The sequence below is a fragment of the Streptomyces sp. NPDC056296 genome, from assembly GCF_042268605.1.
GTDB lineage: Bacteria > Actinomycetota > Actinomycetes > Streptomycetales > Streptomycetaceae > Streptomyces.
The window spans coordinates 19,868-43,798 of record NZ_JBHJRX010000067.1; the positions used below are offsets into that span (position 1 = coordinate 19,868).

Below are 23,931 nucleotides of genomic sequence, written 5' to 3' on the forward strand. Positions count from 1 at the left end.
GCCGAGGTGGCTGGAAGTCAACTCGGCCACACGTGCGACGTCAAGAAGTAAATCCTTAACGAGATGACAACGGTGCCATCCGTGCTCTAAGTGAAGGCAGGGGTGGCCGCCGACAGAGCGCCGGTCGCACTTCCGTCCAAAAGGGTCGAATCACCCATCTCGCTGAGGGCGAGGGCGAGCGCTCCGAGCACCTCCGCACGGCCCCCAAGTGCCCCGGGCAGAACGGAGAGTTGACGCGCCGCGCTGGGGATCGCGTAACGGCCGACGGACTCCCGGATCGGGCCGAGCACCAGCTCACCGGCCTCGGCGAGATCGCCGCCGAGGACGACGCGGCTCGGGTTGAGCAGGTTGCAGAGGTTGGCGACTCCACTGCCGATGTGGCGGCCGACGTCGGCGATCACCCGACGGCAGCCCGGGTCGCCGTCCCTCGCCAGCCGCACGACGCCTTCCATCGTCAGATCGGTGCCGTGGCTCGGCTGGAGCAGCGGGAGCACGTAGCGTGCGGCGGCGAAGGTCTCCAGGCAGCCCCGGTTTCCGCAGCGGCAGACGGGACCGGCTTCGTCGAGTGTAATATGCCCGATTTCGCCTGCGGTGCCGCCAGGACCGCGGTAGATCTTCCCGTTGATCACCAGCCCCGCGCCGACGCCGCTGGCGACCTTGATGTACGCCAGGTCCCGCACCCCCCGGCCGCTGCCCCAGACCAGCTCGCCCAGGGCGCCCAGGTTGGCGTCGTTGTCCACGTGCACCGGCACGCCGAGCCGCCCCCGCAGCTCCTCGGCGGGCCGGGTGCCGCCCCAGCCGGGCAGGATGGCGGTCGAGCCCAGCGTCCCGGACTCCACGTCGATCGGGCCGGGGACGCCGAGGCCCACTCCGGCGATCTTCGTGCGGTCGATGCCGGTCGCCGCGATCAGCCGGTCGACCAGCTGCTCCGCCCGGTCGAAGCCCTGCGCCGAGGACGCGTCGACGTCCAGCGGCTCGGACTCCTCGGCGAGTACCTGGTGGGCGAGGTTCCCGACCGCGACCCGCAGATGGGTGTGCCCGAAGTCCACGCCGATGACGATGCCGGCGTCCCCGCTCAGCGAGACGCTGCGGGCCCGGCGGCCGCCCGCCGAGGTGGGCGTGACCTCGACCGTTCCGCCGTCCTTCAGTTCCCTCACGATGTTCGAGACCGTCGCCGCGGACAGGCCCGTCGTCCTCGCGATCTCCGCCTGCGTGAGCGACCCGGCGAGCCGTACCGCTCGTACGACCCGTTCCAGGTTGGCTCGGTGCAGCGACGACTGCGACCCGGGAGTCTCCACGACGACCTCCTGCGCGCGGGGCCGCTTCGATGAGGCCCCGTCCATGTCCAACTAGTGAACTCTAAGCTGAGCCGTTCGGGTCGCCTCCCGTCAAGAGGTTGAACCGCATCCGGGTGCCCGCCACACATATCCGCACACGAGCGCGGCGGTGTTACTTCAGGGCGCCCGCCGTGAGCCCCTGGACCACCTGGCGCTGGAAGATGATGTACGCGGCCAGGACCGGCAGCATCGCCATCACCAGGCCCGCGAACAGGCCCGACCAGTCGCCCTTGTAGCCCTGGCTGACCGCCAGCTGCACCAGGCCCTGGGTGAGGACGTGCTTGTCCGGGTCCGTGTTCAGCACGGTCGGCAGCATGTACTGGTTCCACTGCCCCAGGAAGTTGAAGATCCCCACGCTGATCAGGCCCGGCTTGGCCATCGGCAGCATGACCTGGAAGAACGTCCGGGTGTGTGAGGCCCCGTCCACGAACGCCGCCTCCGCCACCGAACTGGGCAGGGTGCGGAAGAACCCGGTCAGGAAGAACACCGTGAAGGGCAGCGAATAGGCGATATAGACCAGGATCAGCCCGTGGATGCTGTTCAGCATTCCCATGTTGTCCACCACGTAGAACAACGGGACCAACGCGAGCATGATCGGGAAGCTCATGCCGGCGATGAACAAGTAATAGATGAACCGGTTGCCCGGAAAGTCGAACCGGGCCAGCACATAGGCCGCCATGGAGCCCAGCACCAGGGTGCCGACGAGCGAGCCGCCCACCACCATGACGGTGTTGAGGAAGTAGTCGCTCATGTGGGCCTGGGACCAGGCCCGCGACCAATTGTCGAAGTTCAGCTTGTCGGGGAGCGACCAGGGCGAGCCGAAGATGGAGGCGTCGTCCTTGAAGGAGGTCATCACCGCCCACACCAGCGGCATGCCGACCATGATCGCCCAGATGACGAGCACGCCGTGGGAGAAGACGTTGAGGGTGGTGCCCTCCTTCTTCCCCTTGCGTGGCCCGCTGGGCGGTGCGTCGCTCTTGCGGACGGGCGCGCCGGACTCGGCCGGTACGGGGGCGGGGGTCTCGGTCGTCTTCATTGATCAGTACTCCAGCCGCTCGCGCCGGCCCAGCCGCATCACGATGGCGGCGAAGGCCAGCGTGACGAGGAGCAGGGCGACGCCGATGGTGGTGGCGTAGGCGGCCTGACCGTCCCGGAACGCCTTCTGGTACACGTACAGGACCATCACGGTGGTCGAGTAGTCGGGTCCGCCGGGCCCGGTCGTCATGATCTGCACGACCGCGAACGACTCGGCGCCGAGCGCGAGGATGCCCATGTAGACCCAGCCGGACTGCACGGTGTCCCACAGCAGCGGCAGGGTGACCTTGAAGAAGGTGGTGGCGCGGTTGGCCCCGTCGAGCAGCGCGGCCTCGTACAGCTCCGCCGGGATGGAGGCCATGCCCGCGGAGAAGAGGACCACGAAGAAGCCGACGGTGGACCAGACGAGCACCGCCATCACGCACCACAGGGCGATGTTCGGGTCACCGAGCCACAGCGGCTGGACGGAGTCCAGGCCGATGCCGCGCAGCAGGGAGTTGATCGCGCCGCTGTCCGGGTTGTACGCGAACTGGAACAGCAGGGCGACGATCGCGATGGAGAGCACCTGCGGGAAGAAGTAGACGATCTTGTAGAAGCCCGAGCCGCGGACCCCCGTGATCGCCGGGCCGCCCCGGCGGCGGCGTCCGCCCACGTTGATCATGAAGGCGAAGAAGAGCGCCAGGCCGAGGGTGACCAGCGGCACCAGCAGGGCGAACATCACGCTGTGCTGCAACGACTTCCAGAAGATGTCGTCGTCGAGCATCCGCGAGTAGTTGTCGAAGCCGACCATCGAGAACTCGGGACTCAGGCCCGTCCAGTCCGTGAACGAGTAGTAGATGGACTGGATGAACGGCCAGATGACGAAAAGCGCGTACAGCCCCAGGGGAACCGCCAGGAACCCCACGATGAACCGGTACTTGCCGTGCTGCATTGCTACCGACCCCGATCTGCGCGCGGGTGGCGCCGCCAGGGCCCGTCCGGCGCGGTGGCGCCGGACAGGCCCTGGTGACGCGTCCTCACTGGTGCTTGTAGTGCTTGATCGACGAGTCCTTGGCGGCGTCGTCGGCGTAGCCCTGGATCTTCTTGATGGTCTCGGCCGGGGTGAGCCGGCCGGCCATCATCTCGCCCAGGCAGGAGACGCCGATCTTCTCCTTCTGGAGTTGCACGTACCAGTCCTGCATACGCGGGTTCACCACGTTGTCGCCGGCCAGTTCGAGCGCCGCGACGCCGGACTTGAGACCCGGGGTCAGCTCGATGCCGTCGGTGCCGCCGTTGTAGGCGCTCAGCGACTTCACCTTGCTGGTGAAGTTCTTCGAGGAGCCCTCGCTGAGCATGATGCGCAGCTGCTCCATGCCGCCGGCGCCGTTGGCCGCCTTGGCCGGGACGATGAAGGGCTCGCCGCCGGAGGCCCACATGGTGCCGAAGGGCATCTTGTCGGAGTCGTCGATGCCGGGCGGGGCGGAGACGGTGAGCCCGAAGTCCGCGGGGATGACCTTGGCCGACTCGTTCTCCACCCAGGAGCCGTTGGGGATGAACAGGGCGTCGCCCTTGGCCCAGGCGGTCTGCGACTGGATGTGGTCCAGGCCCGGGGTGCCCTTGAGGATGTAGCCCTTCTTGAACAGTTCGTACCAGGCCTCGAAGACCGTCTTGACCGCCGGGTGCTTCCAGGCGTTCGGCTCCAGGTTGTCGATGGCGTTCAGTACCTCGACGCCGCCGACCTTGGCGATCATCGGGGACATCGAGAAGGGGATGTAGTACGGGTACTTGCCCGCGTACGTCCAGCCGGCCATGCCCTTCTTCTTGGCCTTCTCGCAGACCGCGAGCATCTCGTCCCAGGTCTTGGGGTACTCCGCGTCGAGGGAGTCCAGGGCCTTCTGCGAGTACCAGTTGCCGTACACCGTGTAGGCGTAGTACAGGATCCAGACCGGGTCCCCGTCGAACTGGCCCATCTCCACGATGCCGGGCCGCAGCGTGTCGCGGACCTTCTTGTTCGGGTCGTCGTAGGACGGGGCGTCCAGCAGCGGGGTGAGGTCGGTGAGCTGCTTCTTGCCGACCAGGACGCCCATGTCCATCTGCTCGGCCCCGGAGTTGTCGACGAGGTCGGGCGGGTTGCCGCCGTTGAAGCGCGGCTGCAGGGTGGACTGGATCTTCTGCGTGGCGGAGAACTTCACCTCGGCCTTGGGGAAGGCCTTCTCGTACAGCTTCACGGCGTCCTCGGCGTACTCCTTGCCGAAGCCTCCGTCGAAGAGGACGAACTCCATCTGCGCGCTCTCGTTGACCGCGAGCGGGTTCTCGGCGGACTTCTTGCCCGCCTCGGCCTTCTCCTGGTCGTCCCCGCCGCCGCTCGCGCAGGCGGACAGGAAGCTCATCGTCGGTACGGAGATCAGGCCGAGCGCGGCGGACCGCTTGATCAGATCGCGGCGGCCGACGCCATTACCGTTGTTCTCGGCGGAAGTGGATCCCATGCTCAAGTCCTCGCCTTCTCCAGGACTCAGGCGGTGAACCGGATCCTCCCCGGCACCGCGATCGGGTCACGCTGGGTCGTGCAGGAAGTGCTGTTCGGACGCCTGGGAGGTCCCGAATTCGCGGTTCCCCCCTGAACCCCCAGTGGCCGACAGGTATAGTCCACTTCCCGCCAGCTGAGCAAGATCGAATGCAAGGTTGGCGGTACGTCTTTTCCGAGTTGAGACCTCCCGGAAATATGAGTGGCTTGTGCGCCACCTGCCGGAAGAATCCCCGGCATAAGCCCCGAACGCCACATCCAACACCCTTGACATCACATGCCACTTGACCCCTACTGGTCCTTGCGCAGTTGAGTTGACAACGTTGTCCCCAGCGCAGGGAGGGTGGCCAGGGCATGCAGTACAGAGTTCGGCACAGATGGGGTCCGGCGGTCGTGATGACGACCGCCTTCGCTTTGGCGGTGGGTTCGCAGGGTGCGGCGGTCGCGCTGCCCGCCGCGCCCGCCAAGGCCGACCGGGAGTTCGCTTCGTCGTTCGAGGCGGACGACCCGCTTCCGGACTGGCTCAGCACCGTGGACACGGGCCCGGACGGCGACAAGCGGTCCGCGGGCGTGGACGGCGGCTACAGCACCGGCATACCGGGCAACGTGACCGACCACGTCACCGATGTGCGGGCCAGCGCCGAGAACACGGGCGGCGGGGAGGTGAAGGAGAACCTCGTCGACGGCGAGCCGGGCACCAAGTGGCTGACCTTCGAGAAGACCGGCTGGGTCGAGTTCGACCTGGACGAACCGGCAAAGATCACCAAATACGCTCTCACTTCGGCCAACGACCACGACGAACGCGACCCGGCGGACTGGACGCTGAAGGGCTCGGCGGACGGCGAGAACTGGCAAACGCTGGACACTCGCTCCGGGGAGTCCTTCGACGAGCGGTTCCAGACGAAGACGTACGACCTCGCCGAGGCCGCCGAGTTCCAGCACTTCCGGCTGGAGGTCACCAAGAACAACGGCGCCGGCGACGCGCTCCAGCTCGCCGACGTCCAGCTGGCCACCGCGGCGACCGACACACCCGTCCCCGAGGACATGCTCTCCCTCGTCGACCGCGGCCCGAGCGGCTCACCGACCGCGAAGGCGGGCGCCGGCTTCACCGGCAAGCGGGCCCTCAAGTACGCCGGCCGGCACACCGCGGACGGCCGGGCCTACTCGTACAACAAGGTCTTCGACGTCGACGTGAGGGTCGACCGCCGCACGGAGCTGTCGTACAAGGTCTTCCCCTCGATGGCGGACGGCGACCTCGACTACGACGCCACGAACGTCTCCGTCGACCTCGCCTTCACCGACGGCACCTACCTGAGCGACCTCAAGGCGACGGACCAGCACGGCTTCCCGCTGACGCCGCGCGGCCAGGGCGACGCCAAGATCCTCTACGTCAACCAGTGGAACAGCGTGAAGTCGGGGATCGGGTCGGTCGCGGCCGGCAAGACCGTCGACCGGATCCTGGTGGCGTACGACTCCCCCAAGGGCCCGGCGAAGTTCCGCGGCTGGCTGGACGACGTGACCATCGAGCGCGTGAAGCCGGAGCGTCCGAAGGCCCACCTCTCCGACTACGCGCTGACCACCCGGGGCACCAACTCCAGCGGCAGCTTCTCCCGCGGCAACAACTTCCCCGCGACCGCCGTACCGCACGGCTTCAACTTCTGGACACCGGTGACCAACGCCGGTTCGCTGAGCTGGCTGTACGACTACGCGCGCGGCAACAACGCGGACAACCTGCCGACGCTCCAGGCGTTCGGCGCGAGCCACGAGCCGAGCCCGTGGATGGGCGACCGGCAGACCTTCCAGGTGATGCCGTCCGCCGCCTCCGGCACCCCGGACACCGGCCGCGAGGAACGCGAGCTGGCCTTCCGGCACGAGAACGAGACAGCCAGGCCGTACTACTACGGCGTACGGTTCGAGAACGGCCTGAAGGCCGAGATGGCGCCGACCGACCACGCGGCGATGATGCGCTTCACCTACCCCGGTGACGACGCGAGCGTGATCTTCGACAACGTCGAGGACAAGGCCGGCCTGACCCTGGACAAGGAGAACGGCACCTTCCAGGGCTACTCGGACGTCAAGTCCGGGCTGTCCACGGGCGCCACCCGCCTCTTCGTCTACGGCGAGTTCGACTCCAAGGTCACCGGCGGCGACTCCAGCGGCGTCAAGGGCCACCTGCGCTTCGACGCGGGCCGGGACCGCACCGTGACGCTGCGCATCGCGACCTCGCTGATCGGCGTCGACCAGGCGAAGGACAACCTGCGCCAGGAGATCCCGAAGCGCGCCTCCTTCGACAAGGTCAAGCGCGACGCCCAGAAGCAGTGGGACGCGATCCTCGGCAAGGTCGAGGTCGAGGGCGCCACGCAGGACCAGCTGACCACGCTGTACTCCAGCCTCTACCGGCTGTACCTGTACCCGAACGCGGGCCACGAGAAGGTCGACGGCACGTACAAGTACGCCTCCCCGTTCTCCAAGGCGGTCAAGGAGGACACCCCGACCGAGACCGGCGCCAAGATCGTCGACGGCAAGGTCTACGTGAACAACGGCTTCTGGGACACCTACCGGACCACCTGGCCCGCGTACTCCTTCCTGACTCCGTCCAAGGCCGGTGAGCTGGTCGACGGCTTCGTGCAGCACTACAAGGACGGCGGCTGGACCTCGCGCTGGTCCTCCCCCGGCTACGCGGACCTGATGACCGGCACCTCCTCGGACGTGGCGTTCGCCGACGCCTACGTCAAGGGCGTCGACTTCGACGCGAAGGCGGCGTACGACGCGGCCGTCAAGAACGCCACCGTCGTGCCCCCGTCCTCGGGCGTGGGCCGCAAGGGCATGGCGACCTCGCCCTTCCTCGGCTACACCTCCACGGAGACGCACGAGGGCATGTCGTGGGCGCTGGAGGGCTACCTCAACGACTACGGCATCGCCAAGATGGGCGAGAAGCTCTACAAGGAGACCGGCGAGAAGCGGTACAAGGAGGAGTCGGCGTACTTCCTCAACCGCGCCCAGGACTACGTCAACATGTTCGACTCCAAGGCCGGCTTCTTCCAGGGCAAGGACCTCGCGGGCGACTGGCGCGTGGACTCCGAGAAGTACGACCCGCGCGTGTGGGGCTACGACTACACGGAGACCAACGGCTGGGGCTACGCCTTCACCGCCCCGCAGGACAGCCGGGGCCTGGCCAACCTGTACGGCGGCCGGGACGGCCTCGGCGACAAGCTCGACGAGTACCTCGCCACGCCGGAGACGGCCTCACCGGAGTTCAAGGGCTCCTACGGCGGTGTCATCCACGAGATGACCGAGGCGCGGGACGTCCGCATGGGCATGTACGGGCACTCCAACCAGGTCGCCCACCACGCCCTGTACATGTACGACGCGGCCGGGCAGCCCCACAAGACGCAGAAGAACGTCCGCGAGGTGCTCTCCCGCCTGTACACCGGCAGTGACATCGGCCAGGGCTACCACGGTGACGAGGACAACGGCGAGCAGTCGGCCTGGTTCCTCTTCTCCGCCCTCGGCTTCTACCCGCTGGTGATGGGCAGCGGCGAGTACGCCATCGGCTCCCCGCTGTTCACCAAGGCGACCGTCGAGCTGGAGAACGGCCGCAAGCTGGTCGTGAAGGCCCCGAAGAACAGCACGAAGAACGTCTACGTGCAGGGCCTGAAGGTCAACGGCAAGCGCTGGAACTCGACCTCGCTCCCCCACTCGCTGATCGCGAAGGGCGGCGTCCTGGAGTTCGACATGGGCTCGAAGCCCTCCTCGTGGGGCACCGGCAAGAACGCGGCACCGGTGTCGATCACCAAGGACGACGAGGTGCCGACGCCGCGCGCGGACGCGATCGAGGGCGAGGGTGCCCTGTTCGACGACACGTCGGCGACGGACGCGGCCGTGACGTCGGTGGACCTGCCGGTGTCCCAGAAGGGCGCCAAGGCTCTCCAGTACACGCTGACGTCGTCGGCGGACCACGCGAAGGCCCCGACCGGCTGGAAGCTCCAGGGCTCGGCCGACGGCACGACATGGCGGACGCTGGACCAGCGCTCAGGCGAGTCCTTCGCCTGGGACCGGCAGACCCGGGCGTTCTCGGTGAAGTCGCCGGGGACGTACGCGAAGTACCGGCTGGTCCTGGACGGCGAGCACACGCTGGCGGAGGTGGAGCTGCTGTCGTGAGGGTGACCGTGTAATGACGGTGCGGGGTACGCCGGGTGAACGGCGTACCCCGCGGCCAAGGCACCGCACAACGGCCGAGGGCCGCACCCCCGTCACCGGGGATGCGGCCCTCAAACCGTTGTGCGCCGCCGCCTACTTGCGGATCAGGCTGCGCAGCACGTACTGCAGGATGCCGCCGTTGCGGTAGTAGTCCGCCTCGCCGGGGGTGTCGATGCGGACGACCGCGTCGAACTCGACACCGGTGTCGGTGGTGACCTTCACCGTGCGCGGGGTGGTGCCGTCGTTCAGCTCGGTGACGCCGGAGACGGAGAACGCCTCCTCGCCGGTCAGGCCGAGGGAGCCGGCCGTCTGGCCCTCCGGGAACTGGAGCGGCAGGACGCCCATGCCGATGAGGTTCGAGCGGTGGATGCGCTCGTAGGACTCGGCGATGACGGCCTTGACGCCGAGGAGCGCGGTGCCCTTGGCGGCCCAGTCGCGGGACGAGCCGGAGCCGTACTCCTTGCCGGCCAGGACGACGAGCGGGATGTCCTGCTCGATGTAGTTGCGGGAGGCGTCGTAGATGAACGACACGGGGCCGTCCGCCTGCGTGAAGTCGCGGGTGTAGCCGCCCTCGGTGCCCGGCGCGATCTGGTTGCGCAGGCGGATGTTGGCGAACGTGCCGCGGATCATGATCTCGTGGTTGCCGCGGCGCGAGCCGTAGCTGTTGAAGTCGCGGCGCTCGACGCCGTGCTCCGTCAGGTACTTGCCGGCCGGGGTGTCGGCCTTGATGGCGCCGGCGGGCGAGATGTGGTCCGTCGTCACCGAGTCGCCCAGCTTGGCGAGCACGCGGGCGCCGGAGATGTCCTCGACCGGGGCCGGCTCCATGCCCATGCCCTCGAAGTACGGGGGCTTGCGCACGTAGGTGGACTCGCTGTCCCACTCGAAGGTGTCGCCGGTGGGGATCGACAGCGCCTGCCACTGGGCGTCGCCCGCGAAGACGTCGCTGTAGGACTTGGAGAACATGTCCTCGCCGATGGTGTTGGCGACGACGTCGTTGACCTCGGCCTCGGTCGGCCAGATGTCCTTCAGGTAGACCGGGTTGCCGTCCTGGTCGGCACCGAGAGCGTCCTTGGTGATGTCCACCTTCATGGAGCCCGCGAGGGCGTACGCGACGACCAGCGGCGGGGACGCCAGGTAGTTCATCTTGACGTCGGGGTTGATCCGGCCCTCGAAGTTGCGGTTGCCGGAGAGCACCGAGGTGACGGCCAGGTCGTGGTCGTTGACGGCCTTGGAGACCTCGTCCGGCAGCGGGCCGGAGTTGCCGATGCAGGTGGTGCAGCCGTAGCCGACGAGGTTGAAGCCGACCTTGTCGAGGTACGGGGTCAGGCCCGCCTTCTCGAAGTAGTCGGTGACGACCTTGGAGCCCGGGGCGAGGGTGGTCTTGACCCACGGCTTGCGGGTCAGGCCCTTCTCGACCGCCTTCTTGGCCACCAGGGCGGCGGCGACCATGACGTACGGGTTGGAGGTGTTGGTGCAGGAGGTGATGGCCGCGACCGTCACCGCACCGTGGTCCAGCTCGTAGGTCGTGCCGTCGGGGGCGGTGACCGGGACCGGGTTGGACGGGGCGCCGTTCGGGGTGACGGCCGGGGAGTCGGAGGCCGGGAAGGACTCCTTGCCCGCCTCGTCCACGACGTCCACGTAGTTGAGGACGTCCTGCTTGAACTGCTGGGCGGCGTTCGCGAGGACGATGCGGTCCTGCGGGCGCTTCGGGCCGGCGATGGAGGGCACGACCGTGGAGAGGTCGAGCTCCAGCTTCTCGGAGAAGTCCGGCTCGGCCTTCGGGTCCAGCCAGAGGCCCTGCTGCTTGGCGTACGCCTCGACGAGCGCGACCTGCTGGTCGCTGCGGCCGGTCAGGCGCATGTAGTTCAGCGTCTCGTCGTCGATCGGGAAGATCGCGGCGGTGGAGCCGAACTCCGGCGACATGTTGCCGATGGTGGCGCGGTTGGCGAGGCTCGTGGCCGCCACACCCTCGCCGTAGAACTCGACGAACTTGCCGACGACGCCGTGCCCCCGCAGCATCTCGGTGATCGTGAGGACCAGGTCGGTGGCGGTGGTGCCGGGCGTCAGCTCGCCGGTCAGCTTGAAGCCGACGACGCGCGGGATCAGCATGGAGACCGGCTGGCCGAGCATCGCGGCCTCGGCCTCGATACCGCCGACGCCCCAGCCGAGGACGCCGAGGCCGTTGACCATGGTGGTGTGCGAGTCGGTGCCGACCAGGGTGTCGGGGTAGGCCTTGCCGTCACGGGTCATGACGACGCGGGCCAGGTGCTCGATGTTCACCTGGTGGACGATGCCGGTGCCCGGCGGGACGACCTTGAACTCGTCGAACGCGGTCTGGCCCCAGCGCAGGAACTGGTAGCGCTCCTTGTTGCGGCCGTACTCCAGGTCGACGTTCTGCTTGAAGGCGTCGTTGGTGCCGAACTTGTCGGCGATGACGGAGTGGTCGATGACCAGCTCGGCCGGGGCCAGCGGGTTGATCTTCGCCGCGTCGCCGCCGAGCTCCTTGACGGCCTCGCGCATGGTGGCGAGGTCGACGACACAGGGCACGCCGGTGAAGTCCTGCATGATCACGCGGGCCGGCGTGAACTGGATCTCCTGCGACGGCTGGGCCTGCGAGTCCCAGCCGCCGAGGGCGCGGATGTGGTCGGCGGTGATGTTCGCGCCGTCCTCGGTGCGGAGCAGGTTCTCCAGCAGCACCTTCAGGCTGTAGGGAAGGCGCGCGGAGCCCTCGACCTTGTCCAGCCGGAAGATCTCGTACGACTCGTCGCCCACCTGCAGTGTGCTGCGGGCGTCGAAGCTGTTCGCCGACACGACAGTCTCCTTCATTTATGTGCGCGTACCACCGCATCCTGCCGTCACGCCGCCTTGGCCGATCCGCTAAGGTGGGGCTAAGTTAGGTAACCCTTACCACCGGACCCGATAGCGGCCTGCGGCTGCGGTGCGCCTCGGCAGATATCTCGATGTCGAGATAACTCTAGTACATGGGGGCGGACTGGTCATGCCCGGGCGCGGTGTGGCGTACGCCCCACCCGGCACCCGCCCCGGGTGACCCGCACGGCCATCATTACGCGGAACGATGGCCATCACTGCGCGGAACGGGGGTATCCGACTTGCGCCGGGAACACCCGGCGCGACTCGGAAGGAGGCACGATGCCCCTCACGTTCCGCAAGAGCTTCCGGATCCTCCCGGGAGTACGACTGAACATCAACAAACGTTCCTGGTCCATCACGACCGGCGGCAGGAACGGCCCGCGCCACACCCGCAGCAGCACGGGACGTCGTACGACATCAGTCGATTTGCCCGGACCTTTCGGATGGCGGCGCACCCGCTCGACCAGGCATCATTGAGGCGGCGTTGACGGCCCGTCACTCCAACGGACCCCCCGAGAGGTGCCATCTCATATCTGAGATAGCCTCAACCTCATGGCAGACGACTACCTCGTACGCATCGGCAGGCTCATCCGTGACGCCCGGCAGCACCGCGGCTGGACGCAGTCACAGCTTGCCGAGGCGCTCGGCACCAGTCAGAGCGCCGTCAACCGCATCGAGCGCGGCAACCAGAACATCAGCCTTGAGATGATCGCCCGCATCGGCGAAGCGCTGGACAGCGAAATCGTCTCTCTCGGCTACGCGGGCCCGATGCACCTGCGGGTGGTCGGCGGCCGGCACCTCTCCGGCGCCATCGACGTCAAGACCAGCAAGAACGCCTGCGTGGCCCTGCTGTGCGCCTCACTGCTCAACAAGGGGCGCACGGTGCTGCGCCGGGTCGCCCGCATCGAGGAGGTCTACCGCCTCCTGGAGGTGCTGAACTCCATCGGCGTACGCACCCGCTGGATCAACGACGGCACCGACCTGGAGATCGTGCCGCCGGCCGAGCTGGACATGGAGGCCATCGACGCCGAGGCCGCCGTCCGCACCCGCTCCATCATCATGTTCCTCGGCCCGCTGCTGCACCGCATGGACCGTTTCCGGCTGCCCTACGCCGGCGGCTGCGACCTCGGCACCCGGACCATCGAGCCGCACATGATCGCGCTGCGCCGGTTCGGCCTGGACGTCGCCGCGACCGAGGGCCACTACCACGCGGTGGTCGACCGTCAGGTACGCCCGGACCGCCCGATCGTGCTGACCGAGCGGGGCGACACGGTCACCGAGAACGCGCTCCTCGCGGCCGCCCGCCACGACGGCGTCACCGTCATCCGCAACGCCTCCTCCAACTACATGGTCCAGGACCTCTGCTTCTTCCTCGAAGCCCTGGGCGTCCGCGTCGAAGGCATCGGCACCACCACCCTCACCGTGCACGGCATGCCGGTCATCGACGCCGACGTGGACTACTCCCCCTCCGAGGACCCGGTGGAGGCGATGAGCCTGCTGGCCGCCGCCGTGGTCACCGAGTCCGAGCTGACGGTCCGCCGCGTCCCCATCGAGTTCCTGGAGATCGAGCTGGCGGTCCTGGAGGAGATGGGCCTCGACCACGACCGCACCCCGGAGTACTTCGCCGACAACGGCCGTACGCGCCTGGTGGACCTCACCGTCCGGCCGTCGAAGCTGGAGGCGCCCATCGACAAGATCCACCCGATGCCCTTCCCCGGCCTGAACATCGACAACGTCCCCTTCTTCGCGGCCATCGCCGCCTCCGCCCAGGGCCAGACCCTCATCCATGACTGGGTCTACGACAACCGCGCCATCTACCTGACCGACCTCAACCGCCTCGGCGGACGCCTCCAACTCCTGGACCCCCACCGCGTCCTGGTCGAGGGCCCCACCCGCTGGCGCGCCGCCGAGATGATGTGCCCGCCGGCCCTGCGCCCCGCCGTGGTCGTCCTCCTGGCGATGATGGCCGCCGAGGGCACGTCGGTGCTGCGCAACGTCTACGTCATCAACCGCGGGTACGAGGACCTGGCCGAGCGGCTGAACTCGATCGGGGCGCAGATCGAGATCTTCCGGGACATCTGACAGTTCCAAGAAGGGGTGGTGCGCATCCCCGTGCGGTTGAAGCGTTCGACCTTGTCATCGGTCCCAGCTCTTGCGGCAGGGCCAGGCGTTGTCGGTCAGCACCCGCAACCCCGCCCGGCCTGAGGTTCCCCGCACGGGATGCGACGCAAGCGGGGCCGGAGGACGTGTCGTCCCTCCGGCCCCGCCGTGCTGCCTGGGCCCCGCCGGCCTCCGCGCGGGACCGGTTGTCCCGGGGGCTCAGGCGGTCGGTGGGTCCGCCGGTCAGTAGGCGGAGTCGACGTTGTCCATGGAGCCGTACTTGTCGGCCGCGTAGTTGCAGGCGGCGACGATGTTGGCGACCGGGTCGGTGATGGAGTCCTTCGTGCCCTTGACGTGATAGGCGTCGAAGGTGGGCTGGATCGTCTGGAGCAGGCCCTTCGAGGGGATGCCGTTCTGGGCGTTGACGTCCCAGTTGTTCTGCGCGTTCGGGTTGCCGGACGACTCGCGCATGATGTTGCGGTGCACGCCCTCGTAGGTGCCCGGGATGTTCTTGGCGTGCATGACGTCCAGGGCGGTGCGGATCCAGCCGTCGAGGTCGTCGCCGTGCTTCTTCTCGCCGGCCTTGACCATGGCCTCGATCTTGTCGGTCTGGGCCTGGGTCTGCGCGGTGGAGGCCTTGGCCGGCTCGGCGGCGTGTGCCGGGCTCGGGACGAGGGTGAGGCTGACGGCGGCGGCGCCCGCGGCGGCGAGGGAGGCCACGGCGGACTTGCGGAGGTGGGGGCGGCGCATGAGGGCGTGCATGGGTGTACCTCTCCATTCGGGAACGTGATGGGGAGGCCGACGGGGGGTCGGCGACGCGGTGTCCGCGTGGGACGCGTCTTCGCGTCATCAGGGCCGGTGTCTGGATCCCGGACGGGCTTTCCCCGTCCCGGTCCGGCGCTCGGCTCCCCGGTACGCCGAACACACTGCGGAACGTTCCGGCGCCGCGACAAGTGTGTGACCTACTACGCCGCTTCGCAGACCGGCCACGTGACTCGCCCGGACGGCCGTCGACCACGCGGGCGAGCGGCCGTCGGGCGTCTACTAACCCCGGCCCCGTGTGACGTGAACCCTGTGCGCGCCCTCACAGAGCCGGTCACCCGGCGGTCAGTTCTCGTCACCCTGCGGAGGCAGGTGCCTCACGTAACGGAACGGAACGGTCACCTTCCGGGGTCGCGAGGAAGGCCGACGTCCCGGTATCAGGCGAGGTGGTGCACGGGGACACGCGTGACGAAGGTGTGTCAGTCGGTATGCGCAGAACTCCGCGCCCGCCGCGGCCGGGGGGACGCGCCTCGACGGGACCGCGTGCCTAGGTGTACTGCCCAGCCAGGTTGGTCGAGTTTGTGCGACGACACGGTCTGAATCTGTAGGACGACGAAGGCCTCCGGTTGTGGAGTGGAGCTGTCGAGGAACCGCTCCGCCAACCAGGAGGCCTTCATGTCTCACGCTAACGCCGCTCTGACGCCCCGTGCACGTCTTCGCCTGGCGCGTCTGATTGTGGATGAGGGATGGCCCATCGCCCGTGCAGCCGAGCGCTACGACGTGTCCTGGCCCACCGCCAGGCGATGGGCCGACCGGTACGCCCAATCCGGGCCGGCCGCGATGGCCGACCGGTCCTCACGGCCTCACAGGAGCCCGGCCCGGACCACTCAGCCACAGGTCCGCAAGATCGTGCACCTGCGCTGGAAGCAGCGGCTGGGACCGGTCCAGATCGCCGGACGGCTGGGCATGCCCGCCTCGACCGTCCACGCCGTCCTGACCCGCTGCCGGATCAACCGCCTGTCCCACATCGACCGCGCCACCGGGGAGCCGGTCCGCCGCTACGAACACCCCCACCCCGGCGCCATGCTCCACATCGACGTCAAGAAACTCGGCAACGTCCCCGACGGCGGCGGATGGCGCTACGTCGGACGCGTCCAGGGCCGCAGAAACCGTGCCGCCACACCCGACAGGCCCCGCAACAAGTACCGCGGCCCGCTGCTGGGAACCGCCTTCGTCCACACCGTCGTCGACGACCACTCCCGCGTCGCCTACGCCGAGATCCGCGACGACGAGACCGCCGCCACCGCAGTCGGTGTCCTGGGCCGGGCGGTCGGCTGGTTCGCCGCCCGCGGGGTGAGCGTCGAGCGGGTCCTGACCGACAACGGCTCGGCCTACCGCTCCCGACACTGGACCCAAGCCTGCGCCGAGCTCGCGATCACCCCGAAGAAGACCCGGCCCTACCGGCCACAGACGAACGGCAAGGTCGAACGCTTCCACCGCACCCTCGCCGACGGCTGGGCCCTTGGACGCTTCTACTCCAGCGAATCAGCCCGCCGCAAAGCCCTGCCGGCCTGGCTCCATCACTACAATCACCACCGCCCCCACACCGCAACCGGCGGCAAACCACCCGTCACCAGGTTGACCAACGTCCCTGGGCAGTACACCTAGGACCGTGAGCAGGTCGTTCAGCACCGTTTCCTCCTCGACCCGGACACCGCACTCGGCGAGAGCGACGGCGAGGGCCGGGTTCCACAGGAGGTCATCTCGCCCGACCCTTCCACCGCGGTCCCGAGCTCACATGGGAGTTGCGCACACGCACTCCGCCCAGACCGTCTTGCCCGGACCTCCCGGCCGGAGGTTCCAGCCCCAGCGGGTGGCGAGACCCGCGACCAGCAGCAGCCCCCGGCCGCTGGTGTCCTCTGCGCCGGGGGCGGGCAGCGCGTCCGGTCCGGGTGGTGTGCGTTCGGTACGGGTGTCGGTGACCTCGATCCTGACCGTGCGGGCGTGTTCGCTCGCGTGCAGGAGCAGATGAAAGTCTCGGCTGGGGACGTGACCGTGCCGTACCGCGTTGGCGGTCAGCTCACCGACGACCAGCACGATCTCCTCGTGCGGGTCGGTGCCGTACGGGATTCCCCAGGCGTCCAATCGGTGTGCGGCCAGCCGGCGGGCAAGTCGGGCGCCCCGTGGGGTGGAGGTGAAGCGCATCTCGAATGTGCGGTTCAAGTCGCCGCTGAGACAGTCGGGTTCGGAGGCGCTGATGGGGCTGGGGAGTTGGCTCGTCATGCCGACAACGGTGTCTTCGGTCGCGTAGCGTGACCAGCGGTGACGCACCGACGCGGCCCGTTGTACGCGTTGGGGCGGTACGGGTACGAGACGCGCGGCGTGACGAGGCCGCCGGGGTGGCGTTGGGCCAGGGAGGCGGTACCGATGACCGAGGTTGCACGCGAAGGGGCCGACACCGTCGTGGCGGACGACGCGGGACAGGCGACGGCGGACACGTCCGGCCAGGCCGTGGTCGTCGCGTTCGGGCAGACGATGAAGACACTGCGGGTACGGGCGGGGATGGAACGGGAGGAGTTCGGCCGGCGGATCGGGTACTCGGCGTCCACGGTCGCGTCGTACGAGCAGGGGCGGCGGATCCCCTCGCCCAGGACCATCGAGCGTGCCGACGAGGTTCTGGACGCGGGCGGGTTGCTGACGGCGTGGAAGGAGCAGGTGGAGCGGGCTCAGTATCCGGTGTTCTTCCAGGGGATGGCCGCCTTGGAGAAGGAGGCCATCGAGTTGCTCTCGTACGACACGCTGGTGGTCAAGGGCCTGCTCCAGACCGAGGAGTACATGAGGGCTGTACTGGCTATGCGGCGGCCCCCTCTGGGCCAGGAGACCATCGAGCAGCGCGTGGCCGCCCGGTTGGCCCGGCAGGACATCTTCGACCGGCAGCCCGCACCACTTCTCAGCTTCGTGATGGACGAGTCGGTATTGCGGCGACGGCTTGGTGGAAAGGGCGTGAGGCGAGGGCAGTTGGAGCATCTACTACTCGTTGGCCAGAAGCGAAACGTCGAAATGCAGGTCACGCCGCTCGACTGTGAGGAATGTGCGGGCGTGGACGGAGCGTTCACGGTCGTCACGCGTGACGACGGCAAGAAGTTCGCGTACACCGAGGCACAGGGGTCCAGCACTCTTCAGACCGACCCACAGCAGGCAGCGCTCGCCGCCGCCCGTTATGGGATCACCGATCACAGGCTCTCACTCCGCGAGAGTCCCTTGAGTTCGTCGAGAGGTTGCTGGGAGAGCTATGAACACCGCTGAGTCCTCGGCCGTCGCTTCCAGCCTCGCCTGGTTCAAGAGCAGCTACAGCGGAGCGGAGGGCGGCGACTGCATCGAGGTCGCGGCCGACATGAGAACCGTGCACGTCCGGGACTCCAAGGCGATAACCGGACCCGTCATCCGTGTGTCACGCGAGGCGTGGGCGGGATTCATCAGAGAGGCCTGACGGTCGCACGTCAAGCGTGAGCCCTGTCGCCCGATCAAGGACGGCAGGGCTCTCGCAGGCCTCTAAGACAGTGATAGCCCTCTGGGACCTTTCCGGGACTTCCGGCCGCATCAACGGGTATGAGCGTGAAACAGTCGAGCAGCCATTCGTGCAGCTCAGCGATGACGACCGTCATGCGGCAGGTCACTGCGTCCGCTGGTCTCTGCCGGGACATCTGAGCGTCTGGGCCGCCGTCGAAAGCACCGGTGGTGGCTGTCATCGGCAGCCCGGTGCGAGGCCGTGACCGGTCCCCCGTGCCGGTCACGCCCTCGCTGGTGTGGAGGTCGGTCATCGGCGGATCAGCAGCATCCGTCCGCGACGGCGGGCTCCTCCTCCTCGGCTCCGTCCGAGGCGGATGAGCAGGCGCTGCCCCGCTGTTTGGCGAGGGTGTCGGCGTCGGCCTTGACGACGTACACCTCCCAGGGTTCCCGGCCAGGGCCGTGGACCCAGACCTTGTCCTGGAGGGCGTAGCAGCAGGCCGTGTCGTTCTCCTCGACCGTGGCCAGGTCCGCCTCGCTGAGGCGGGTGGTGGCGGCGTGGACGGCCTCCGCGCTGTCGACCTCGACGCCGAGGTGGTCCAGGCGGGTCGCCCCGCTCGGCTCGCCTTCGATGAGGACGAGCTTGAGCGGGGGTTCGGTGATGGCGAAGTTGGCGTAGCCGTCACGGAGTTTGGCGGGCCCGGTGCCGAAGAGTTTCGTGTAGAAGGCTACGGATTCGGCGAGATCGGGGACGCGGAGGGCGAGTTGTACGCGGGACATGGCGGACCTCCTTGTGTGGGAGAGGGTCAGCAGCCGCCGGAGGCGGCCGGGGCGCCGACGCCGATCTGCGGCGTGGTCGGGGCCGCGCAGCAGCCGCCGCCCGCGTCGCTCTGCGCGGCGTCGGGCTCGTCGAACAGGCCGGCGCCGCCGCAGACGCCGGTCTCCGGCAGGGTCAGCTCGACGCGCTCGGCCGCCTCGTGGTCGCCGGCCAGGGCGGCGGTGATGGAGCGGACCTGCTCGTAGCCGGTCATGGCGAGGAACGTGGGGGCGCGGCCGTAGGACTTCATGCCGACCAGGTACACGCCCTGTTCCGGGTGGGACAACTCCTTCACCCCGTGCGGGTAGACCGTGCCGCAGGAGTGGGCGTTCGGGTCGATCAGCGGGGCGAGCGCGGTCGGGGCCTGGAGCCGCTCGTCCAGACCGAGGCGGAGCTCGGAGAGGAAGGAGAGGTCGGGGCGGAACCCGGTCAGGACGATGACCTCGTCGACCGCGTCCAGGCGGCGGCCGTCCTCGGCGACGAGGACCAGCCGGTCGCCGTCCCGCTCGACGGCCTCCGTGCGGAATCCGGTGACGGCACTCGCGTGCCCCGCCTCCACCGCCGCCTTGGCGCGCAGGCCGAGGGCGCCGCGGGCCGGGAGCTGATCGGCCTCGCCACCGCCGTACGTGGCGTCGCCGATGCCCCGGCGCAGGATCCACACCGCGTGCGTGTCCACCTCTTCCCCGGCCAGGTCGGCCAGAAGGGCGAGGGCGGTGAAGGCGGAGGCGCCGGAGCCGACGACCGCCGTGCGCTTGCCCGCGTACCGGGCTCGTACGGCCGGGTCCTTCAGGTCCGGGACGCGGTGGGCGATGCGGTCGGCCGCCGTCCGCTCGCCGAGGGCAGGGAGGCCGTCGGCACCCAGCGGGCTGGGCACGGACCAGGTGCCGGAGGCGTCGATGACGGCTCGGGCGGTGATCCGCTCCTCGCCGCCGTCCGACGTCCGGATGTGCACGGTGAAGGGCCGCTCCTCCCGGCCGGCGTCGACGATCCGGTCACGGCCGGCGCGGGCCACTCCGGTGACCCTCGCTTCGTAGCGGACCTTGTCGCCGAGGGTGTCGGCGAGCGGCTGGAGGTAGCGCTCGGCCCAGTCACCGCCGGTCGGGTAGGTCGTGCCTTCGGGGCGGACCCAGCCGGTCGGGGCCAGCAGCTTCTCGGCCGCCGGGTCGGTGACCTCGGCCCACGTCGAGAACAGGCGGACGTGCGACCAGTCACGGACGGCACTTCCGGCGGACGGGCCGGCCTCCAGGACCAGGGGTTCCAGGCCGCGTTCGACGAGGTGTGCGGCGGCGGCCAGGCCGATCGGGCCGGCTCCGATGACCACGACGGGCAGGTTCTGCTTCTGCATGGCGGGCGGTTCCTTCGATTCCTTGCGGGCGGGCGGAGTGGGAAAGGGCGGCGGCCGTCTTTCGACCTCGCTGCTTTGATATTCATCGATGATCTGCGCTGCCAGCATGGCATCTGATTCGATGAACGTCAAGATAGACATTCATCGAAACCCGAGTTCGGATTCGACGTGTGTCAACATAGACGTATGTCGAATGTCAAGGCGCTGCCGCTTCTGGAACCCCAGGCCCCCGACGCCGCGGTGCCGTGCTGCCCGCCGCTGAGCGAGCGCCCCTTCACCGCCGAGGAGGCCGAGCGGACCGCGCGGATGTTCAAGGCGCTCGGGGACCCGGTACGGCTGCGGCTGTTCTCGGCCGTCGCCTCGCACGAGGGCGGTGAGGCGTGCGTCTGCGACATCTCCGACGTCGGCGTCTCCCAGCCGACCGTCTCCCACCACCTGAAGAAGCTCAAGGAGGCCGGGCTGCTCACTTCCGAGCGGCGCGGAACCTGGGTCTACTACCGCGTCGAACCGTCGGTGCTGGCGGCCATGGGGCAGTTGCTGGCCGTCCGGTAGTCCCGGTAGTCCGGTAGTCCCTCGGCCGCAACCGCCCCGCCCTCCGCGCCCCCGGGTGGATCACCTGTCGGCGAGAAGCTCGGCGATCTCACGAGCGGCGTCGCGAGCCGGTCGTCCGACGCCGATGAGAGTGGCGGAGGCGGGGCCCGTCCAGTCGCCGTAGCCGAGGAGGTGCAGCCGAGGCTCCCGCACGGACCGGGTGCCCCGGATGGCGATGTGGCCGCGTGGGCCGCGCAGGCCCAGGGGTGCCAGGTGCGAGAGGGCCGGGCGGAAGCCGGTGCACCAGATCACCGCGTCGGCGGGCGTCCGCGTGCCGTCGGCCCGGACGGCGCCGTCGCGGTCGAGGCGTACGAACATGGGCGACGCCTTGAGCCGCCCGGCGTCCCGGGCCTCGCGCACCGGCGGTACGGCGACGATGTCGCCGAGCGAGGCGACGCCTCCCGTGTCGGTGCGGCCGGCGTCGAGGGCGCGGCGCCGGGCGGTGGCCGCGTCGAACAGGGCGCGGCCGTCGATGTCGTCGGCGAGGTAGCGGGGCGGGCGCTGGGTCACCCAGGTCAGCTCCGTGTGGTGGGCGAGGTCGGCGGCGATCTGGGCGCCGGAGTTGCCACCCCCGACGACGATCACTCGCTGCCCCGCGAAGTCCCGCGGGCTCCGGTAGGAGACGGTGTGCAGTTGCCGGCCCGCGAAGTCCCCGCGGCCCGGGACGGCGGGGAGGAAGGGACGCCACCAGGTGCCGGTCGCGCTGATCACCGCGCGGGCGTGCCAGGTGCCGGAGTCGGTCTCGACTCTCAGCAGCCGTCCGTCGTCGTGCACGCCGATGACCTGGACCGGCCGCTGCACGGGAAGGTCGTACCGCTTCTCGTAGTCGCTCAGGTACGTCACCACGTGTCCGGCGTCCGGGTACTCCTCGCCCGGCTGCGTGGGCATGAGGCGGCCCGGGAGGGAGGAGAAGGCGGCCGGGGAGAACAGGTGCAGGGTGTCCCAGGCGTGCTGCCAGGCCCCGCCGGGGGTGGCCCCGGCGTCGAGGACGACGAAGTCCAGGCCCTGGCGGCGCAGGTGGTAACCGGCGGCGAGCCCTGCCTGGCCGCCGCCGATCACCACCACGTCGGCGTGCTGTCTCATGCCGCCTGCGCCTGCGCCGCCGCGCGCGTGGTGCACGTGGTGCACCTGGTGCACGTGGTGCACGTGGTGCACCGCACGGGGCGGGCCGTCGCCTCGTCGGACTGCCCGAGGAGCGGCCCCCGGCGCACGGCCCGGTGCGCCGCGAGCGGGTGCTCGTGGCAGACAGCGGCTCCGCGGTCGCGGCCGTGCATCAGTGGTCCCTCCCGGCGGTCGTGACGGCGGACGGGGCGAACTTCTTGCGCCAGGCCAGGGACACGTAGACCAGACCGATCAGGACGGGGACCTCGATCAGCGGTCCCACGACGCCGGAGAGGGCCTGGCCGGACGTCACGCCGAAGGTGGCGATGGCGACGGCGATGGCCAGCTCGAAGTTGTTGCCGGCGGCGGTGAAGGCGAGGGTGGTCGTGCGGTCGTAGGCGAGGCCGATGGCCTTGCCCAGCAGGAAGGTCCCGGCCCACATGACGGCGAAGTACACCAGCAGCGGCAGCGCGATGCGGACGACGTCGAGGGGCTGGGAGGTGATGGTCTTCCCTTGCAGGGCGAAGAGGATGACGATCGTGAAGAGCAGGCCGTAGAGCGCCCAGGGGCCGATCCTGGGCAGGAACTTCTGCTCGTAGCTCTCGCGGCCCATCCTCCTCTCGCCGATGCGGCGGGTGAGGAATCCGGCGAGGAGCGGGACGCCGAGGAACACCACGACGTTGAGCGCGATCTTCCACACGGACACGTCGAGGCCCTGTCCGTCGCCGAGGCCGAGCCACTGGGGCAGCAGGTCGAGGTAGAACCAGCCGAGCAGGCCGAACGCGATGACCTGGAAGACGGAGTTGAGGGCGACCAGCACGGCCGCCGCCTCGCGGTCGCCGCAAGCCAGGTCGTTCCAGATGATGACCATGGCGATGCAGCGGGCCAGGCCGACGATGATCAGGCCGGTGCGGTACTCGGGCAGGTCGGGAAGGAAGATCCAGGCCAGCGCGAACATGACGGCCGGGCCGACCAGCCAGTTGATGACCAGCGAGGAGACCATCAGCTTCTTGTCGCCGGTGACGGCGTCGAGCTTGTCGTAGCGGACCTTGGCCAGCACCGGGTACATCATGACCAGCAGGCCCAGGGCGATCGGCAGGGAGATGCCGCCGACCTCCAGGTGCGCGAGGGCGTCGTTCATGCCGGGGATCAGGCGTCCCAGGCCGAGCCCGACGGCCATGGCGATGAGGATCCAGACGGCGAGGAAGCGGTCGAGCGTCGACAGCTTCGCGACGACGGAGGACTCCTCGGCGGTCGTCGCGGGTGCTTCGGTGCGGGTCACGGACAGGCCCTCTTGTTCTCGGCGGCGGTACGGGCGGACTCGGCCAAGTCGGCGAACTGGCCCGCGAGCGAGGCGATGACGTCCGGACGCAGCCTGTAGTACGTGTAGCGGCCGCACGGCTCCGTCTCCACGACACCGGCCTCGCGCAGCACTCTCAGGTGGTTGGAGAGGTTGGTCTGCCGGGCACCGGTCTCCTCCACGAGGTGGGTGGTGCACAGCGTCTCTTCGGCGAGCAGGGTCACGATTCGCAGCCTGAGCGGGTCCGCCAGAACCCGGATCAGCTCAGTGTCGACTGACGTCAGCATGTACTGATACTTTCACATCAGTGGTGACTGACACCACCGGGTGCTGAAGTCATTGGCGCCTGATGCCGTCGTGAGACAAGAGAGATTCCCAATCATGGTGTCAAGCCGGGGTGGTGACGCCTTGTGACCAGGTCATGCCGCTGCGGCAACAGCGGGTTGAGGCGTGACGGCTTCG

The 23,931-nt window shown here is 68.9% G+C and carries 18 protein-coding genes and 1 pseudogene; 7 read left to right on the forward strand and 12 right to left on the reverse strand.

Features of this window, described 5'->3' with window-relative positions:
• Positions 1-86: 86 nt before the first annotated feature.
• The 4 genes from ACFCZF_RS34975 to ngcE form a co-directional block, all read right to left on the reverse strand.
• Complete coding sequence (locus ACFCZF_RS34975) at positions 87-1,298, reverse strand: ROK family protein (RefSeq protein ID WP_375910159.1); 1,212 nt, start codon at positions 1,296-1,298, stop codon at positions 87-89.
• A 151-nt stretch (positions 1,299-1,449) separates the two neighbouring features.
• On the reverse strand, positions 1,450-2,373 hold the full coding sequence (locus ACFCZF_RS34980; protein ID WP_376675069.1) for a carbohydrate ABC transporter permease: 924 nt from the start codon (positions 2,371-2,373) through the stop codon (positions 1,450-1,452).
• Between the two features lie 3 nt (positions 2,374-2,376).
• The gene (locus ACFCZF_RS34985; protein WP_375910154.1) at positions 2,377-3,303 is read right to left on the reverse strand and encodes a carbohydrate ABC transporter permease; all 927 of its coding nucleotides are present in this window, start codon (positions 3,301-3,303) and stop codon (positions 2,377-2,379) included.
• 85 nt (positions 3,304-3,388) lie between these two features.
• Positions 3,389-4,837: an N-acetylglucosamine/diacetylchitobiose ABC transporter substrate-binding protein gene (gene ngcE, locus ACFCZF_RS34990; RefSeq protein ID WP_376675070.1), complete on the reverse strand. Its 1,449-nt coding sequence runs from the start codon at positions 4,835-4,837 to the stop codon at positions 3,389-3,391.
• Positions 4,838-5,229: 392 nt separating this feature from the next.
• On the opposite strand from ngcE, the gene ACFCZF_RS34995 reads away from it, so the two are divergent.
• Positions 5,230-9,036, forward strand: coding sequence for a GH92 family glycosyl hydrolase (locus tag ACFCZF_RS34995; RefSeq protein WP_376675071.1), 3,807 nt, complete (start codon positions 5,230-5,232; stop codon positions 9,034-9,036).
• Between the two features lie 132 nt (positions 9,037-9,168).
• Here the strand turns inward: ACFCZF_RS34995 and acnA are convergent, their stop codons facing one another.
• Positions 9,169-11,886: an aconitate hydratase AcnA gene (gene acnA, locus ACFCZF_RS35000; RefSeq protein WP_376675072.1), complete on the reverse strand. Its 2,718-nt coding sequence runs from the start codon at positions 11,884-11,886 to the stop codon at positions 9,169-9,171.
• Positions 11,887-12,225: 339 nt separating this feature from the next.
• Between acnA and ACFCZF_RS35005 the strand changes: the two genes are divergently transcribed.
• Entirely contained in the window at positions 12,226-12,423 is a 198-nt protein-coding gene (locus ACFCZF_RS35005) for a DUF4236 domain-containing protein (RefSeq protein WP_375910116.1), read from the forward strand.
• A 75-nt stretch (positions 12,424-12,498) separates the two neighbouring features.
• A complete protein-coding gene (locus ACFCZF_RS35010) occupies positions 12,499-14,028 on the forward strand; it encodes a helix-turn-helix domain-containing protein (RefSeq protein ID WP_376675073.1) in 1,530 nt (509 codons plus the stop codon).
• Between the two features lie 261 nt (positions 14,029-14,289).
• Here ACFCZF_RS35010 and ACFCZF_RS35015 read toward each other — a convergent pair whose 3' ends face one another.
• Positions 14,290-14,808 (reverse strand): transglycosylase SLT domain-containing protein, encoded by a 519-nt coding sequence (locus tag ACFCZF_RS35015; RefSeq protein ID WP_376675074.1) that lies wholly within the window; start codon positions 14,806-14,808, stop codon positions 14,290-14,292.
• 675 nt (positions 14,809-15,483) lie between these two features.
• Here ACFCZF_RS35015 and ACFCZF_RS35020 point away from each other — a divergent pair.
• The gene (locus ACFCZF_RS35020; protein ID WP_376675075.1) at positions 15,484-16,476 is read left to right on the forward strand and encodes an IS481 family transposase; all 993 of its coding nucleotides are present in this window, start codon (positions 15,484-15,486) and stop codon (positions 16,474-16,476) included.
• A 126-nt stretch (positions 16,477-16,602) separates the two neighbouring features.
• Here the strand turns inward: ACFCZF_RS35020 and ACFCZF_RS35025 are convergent, their stop codons facing one another.
• On the reverse strand, positions 16,603-17,091 hold the full coding sequence (locus ACFCZF_RS35025) for an ATP-binding protein (RefSeq protein WP_376675076.1): 489 nt from the start codon (positions 17,089-17,091) through the stop codon (positions 16,603-16,605).
• Between the two features lie 144 nt (positions 17,092-17,235).
• Here ACFCZF_RS35025 and ACFCZF_RS35030 point away from each other — a divergent pair.
• Both ACFCZF_RS35030 and ACFCZF_RS35035 read left to right on the forward strand, forming a co-directional pair.
• A pseudogene (locus tag ACFCZF_RS35030) lies at positions 17,236-18,104 on the forward strand (helix-turn-helix domain-containing protein).
• Positions 18,101-18,298, forward strand: a complete 198-nt coding sequence (locus ACFCZF_RS35035; protein ID WP_376675077.1) for a DUF397 domain-containing protein — start codon at positions 18,101-18,103, stop codon at positions 18,296-18,298. Before ACFCZF_RS35030 ends, ACFCZF_RS35035 begins: the two are co-directional and overlap by 4 nt.
• Positions 18,299-18,636: 338 nt before the next feature.
• Here the strand turns inward: ACFCZF_RS35035 and ACFCZF_RS35040 are convergent, their stop codons facing one another.
• Positions 18,637-19,095 (reverse strand): ArsI/CadI family heavy metal resistance metalloenzyme, encoded by a 459-nt coding sequence (locus ACFCZF_RS35040; RefSeq protein ID WP_376675078.1) that lies wholly within the window; start codon positions 19,093-19,095, stop codon positions 18,637-18,639.
• Between the two features lie 26 nt (positions 19,096-19,121).
• Complete coding sequence (locus ACFCZF_RS35045) at positions 19,122-20,477, reverse strand: FAD-dependent oxidoreductase (RefSeq protein WP_376675079.1); 1,356 nt, start codon at positions 20,475-20,477, stop codon at positions 19,122-19,124.
• 186 nt (positions 20,478-20,663) lie between these two features.
• Here ACFCZF_RS35045 and ACFCZF_RS35050 point away from each other — a divergent pair, with 186 nt between their 5' ends.
• Complete coding sequence (locus ACFCZF_RS35050) at positions 20,664-21,029, forward strand: ArsR/SmtB family transcription factor (RefSeq protein WP_375910084.1); 366 nt, start codon at positions 20,664-20,666, stop codon at positions 21,027-21,029.
• A 60-nt stretch (positions 21,030-21,089) separates the two neighbouring features.
• Here ACFCZF_RS35050 and ACFCZF_RS35055 read toward each other — a convergent pair whose 3' ends face one another.
• The 3 genes from ACFCZF_RS35055 to ACFCZF_RS35065 all read right to left on the reverse strand — a co-directional run bounded on the left by ACFCZF_RS35055 (position 21,090) and on the right by ACFCZF_RS35065 (position 23,756).
• Entirely contained in the window at positions 21,090-22,151 is a 1,062-nt protein-coding gene (locus ACFCZF_RS35055; protein WP_376675080.1) for an ArsO family NAD(P)H-dependent flavin-containing monooxygenase, read from the reverse strand.
• Between the two features lie 190 nt (positions 22,152-22,341).
• Positions 22,342-23,451, reverse strand: a complete 1,110-nt coding sequence (gene arsB / locus ACFCZF_RS35060; protein ID WP_376675081.1) for an ACR3 family arsenite efflux transporter — start codon at positions 23,449-23,451, stop codon at positions 22,342-22,344.
• Positions 23,448-23,756, reverse strand: a complete 309-nt coding sequence (locus ACFCZF_RS35065; RefSeq protein ID WP_376675082.1) for an ArsR/SmtB family transcription factor — start codon at positions 23,754-23,756, stop codon at positions 23,448-23,450. The genes arsB and ACFCZF_RS35065 overlap by 4 nt, the downstream gene beginning before the upstream one ends.
• Between the last annotated feature and the right edge of the window lie 175 nt (positions 23,757-23,931).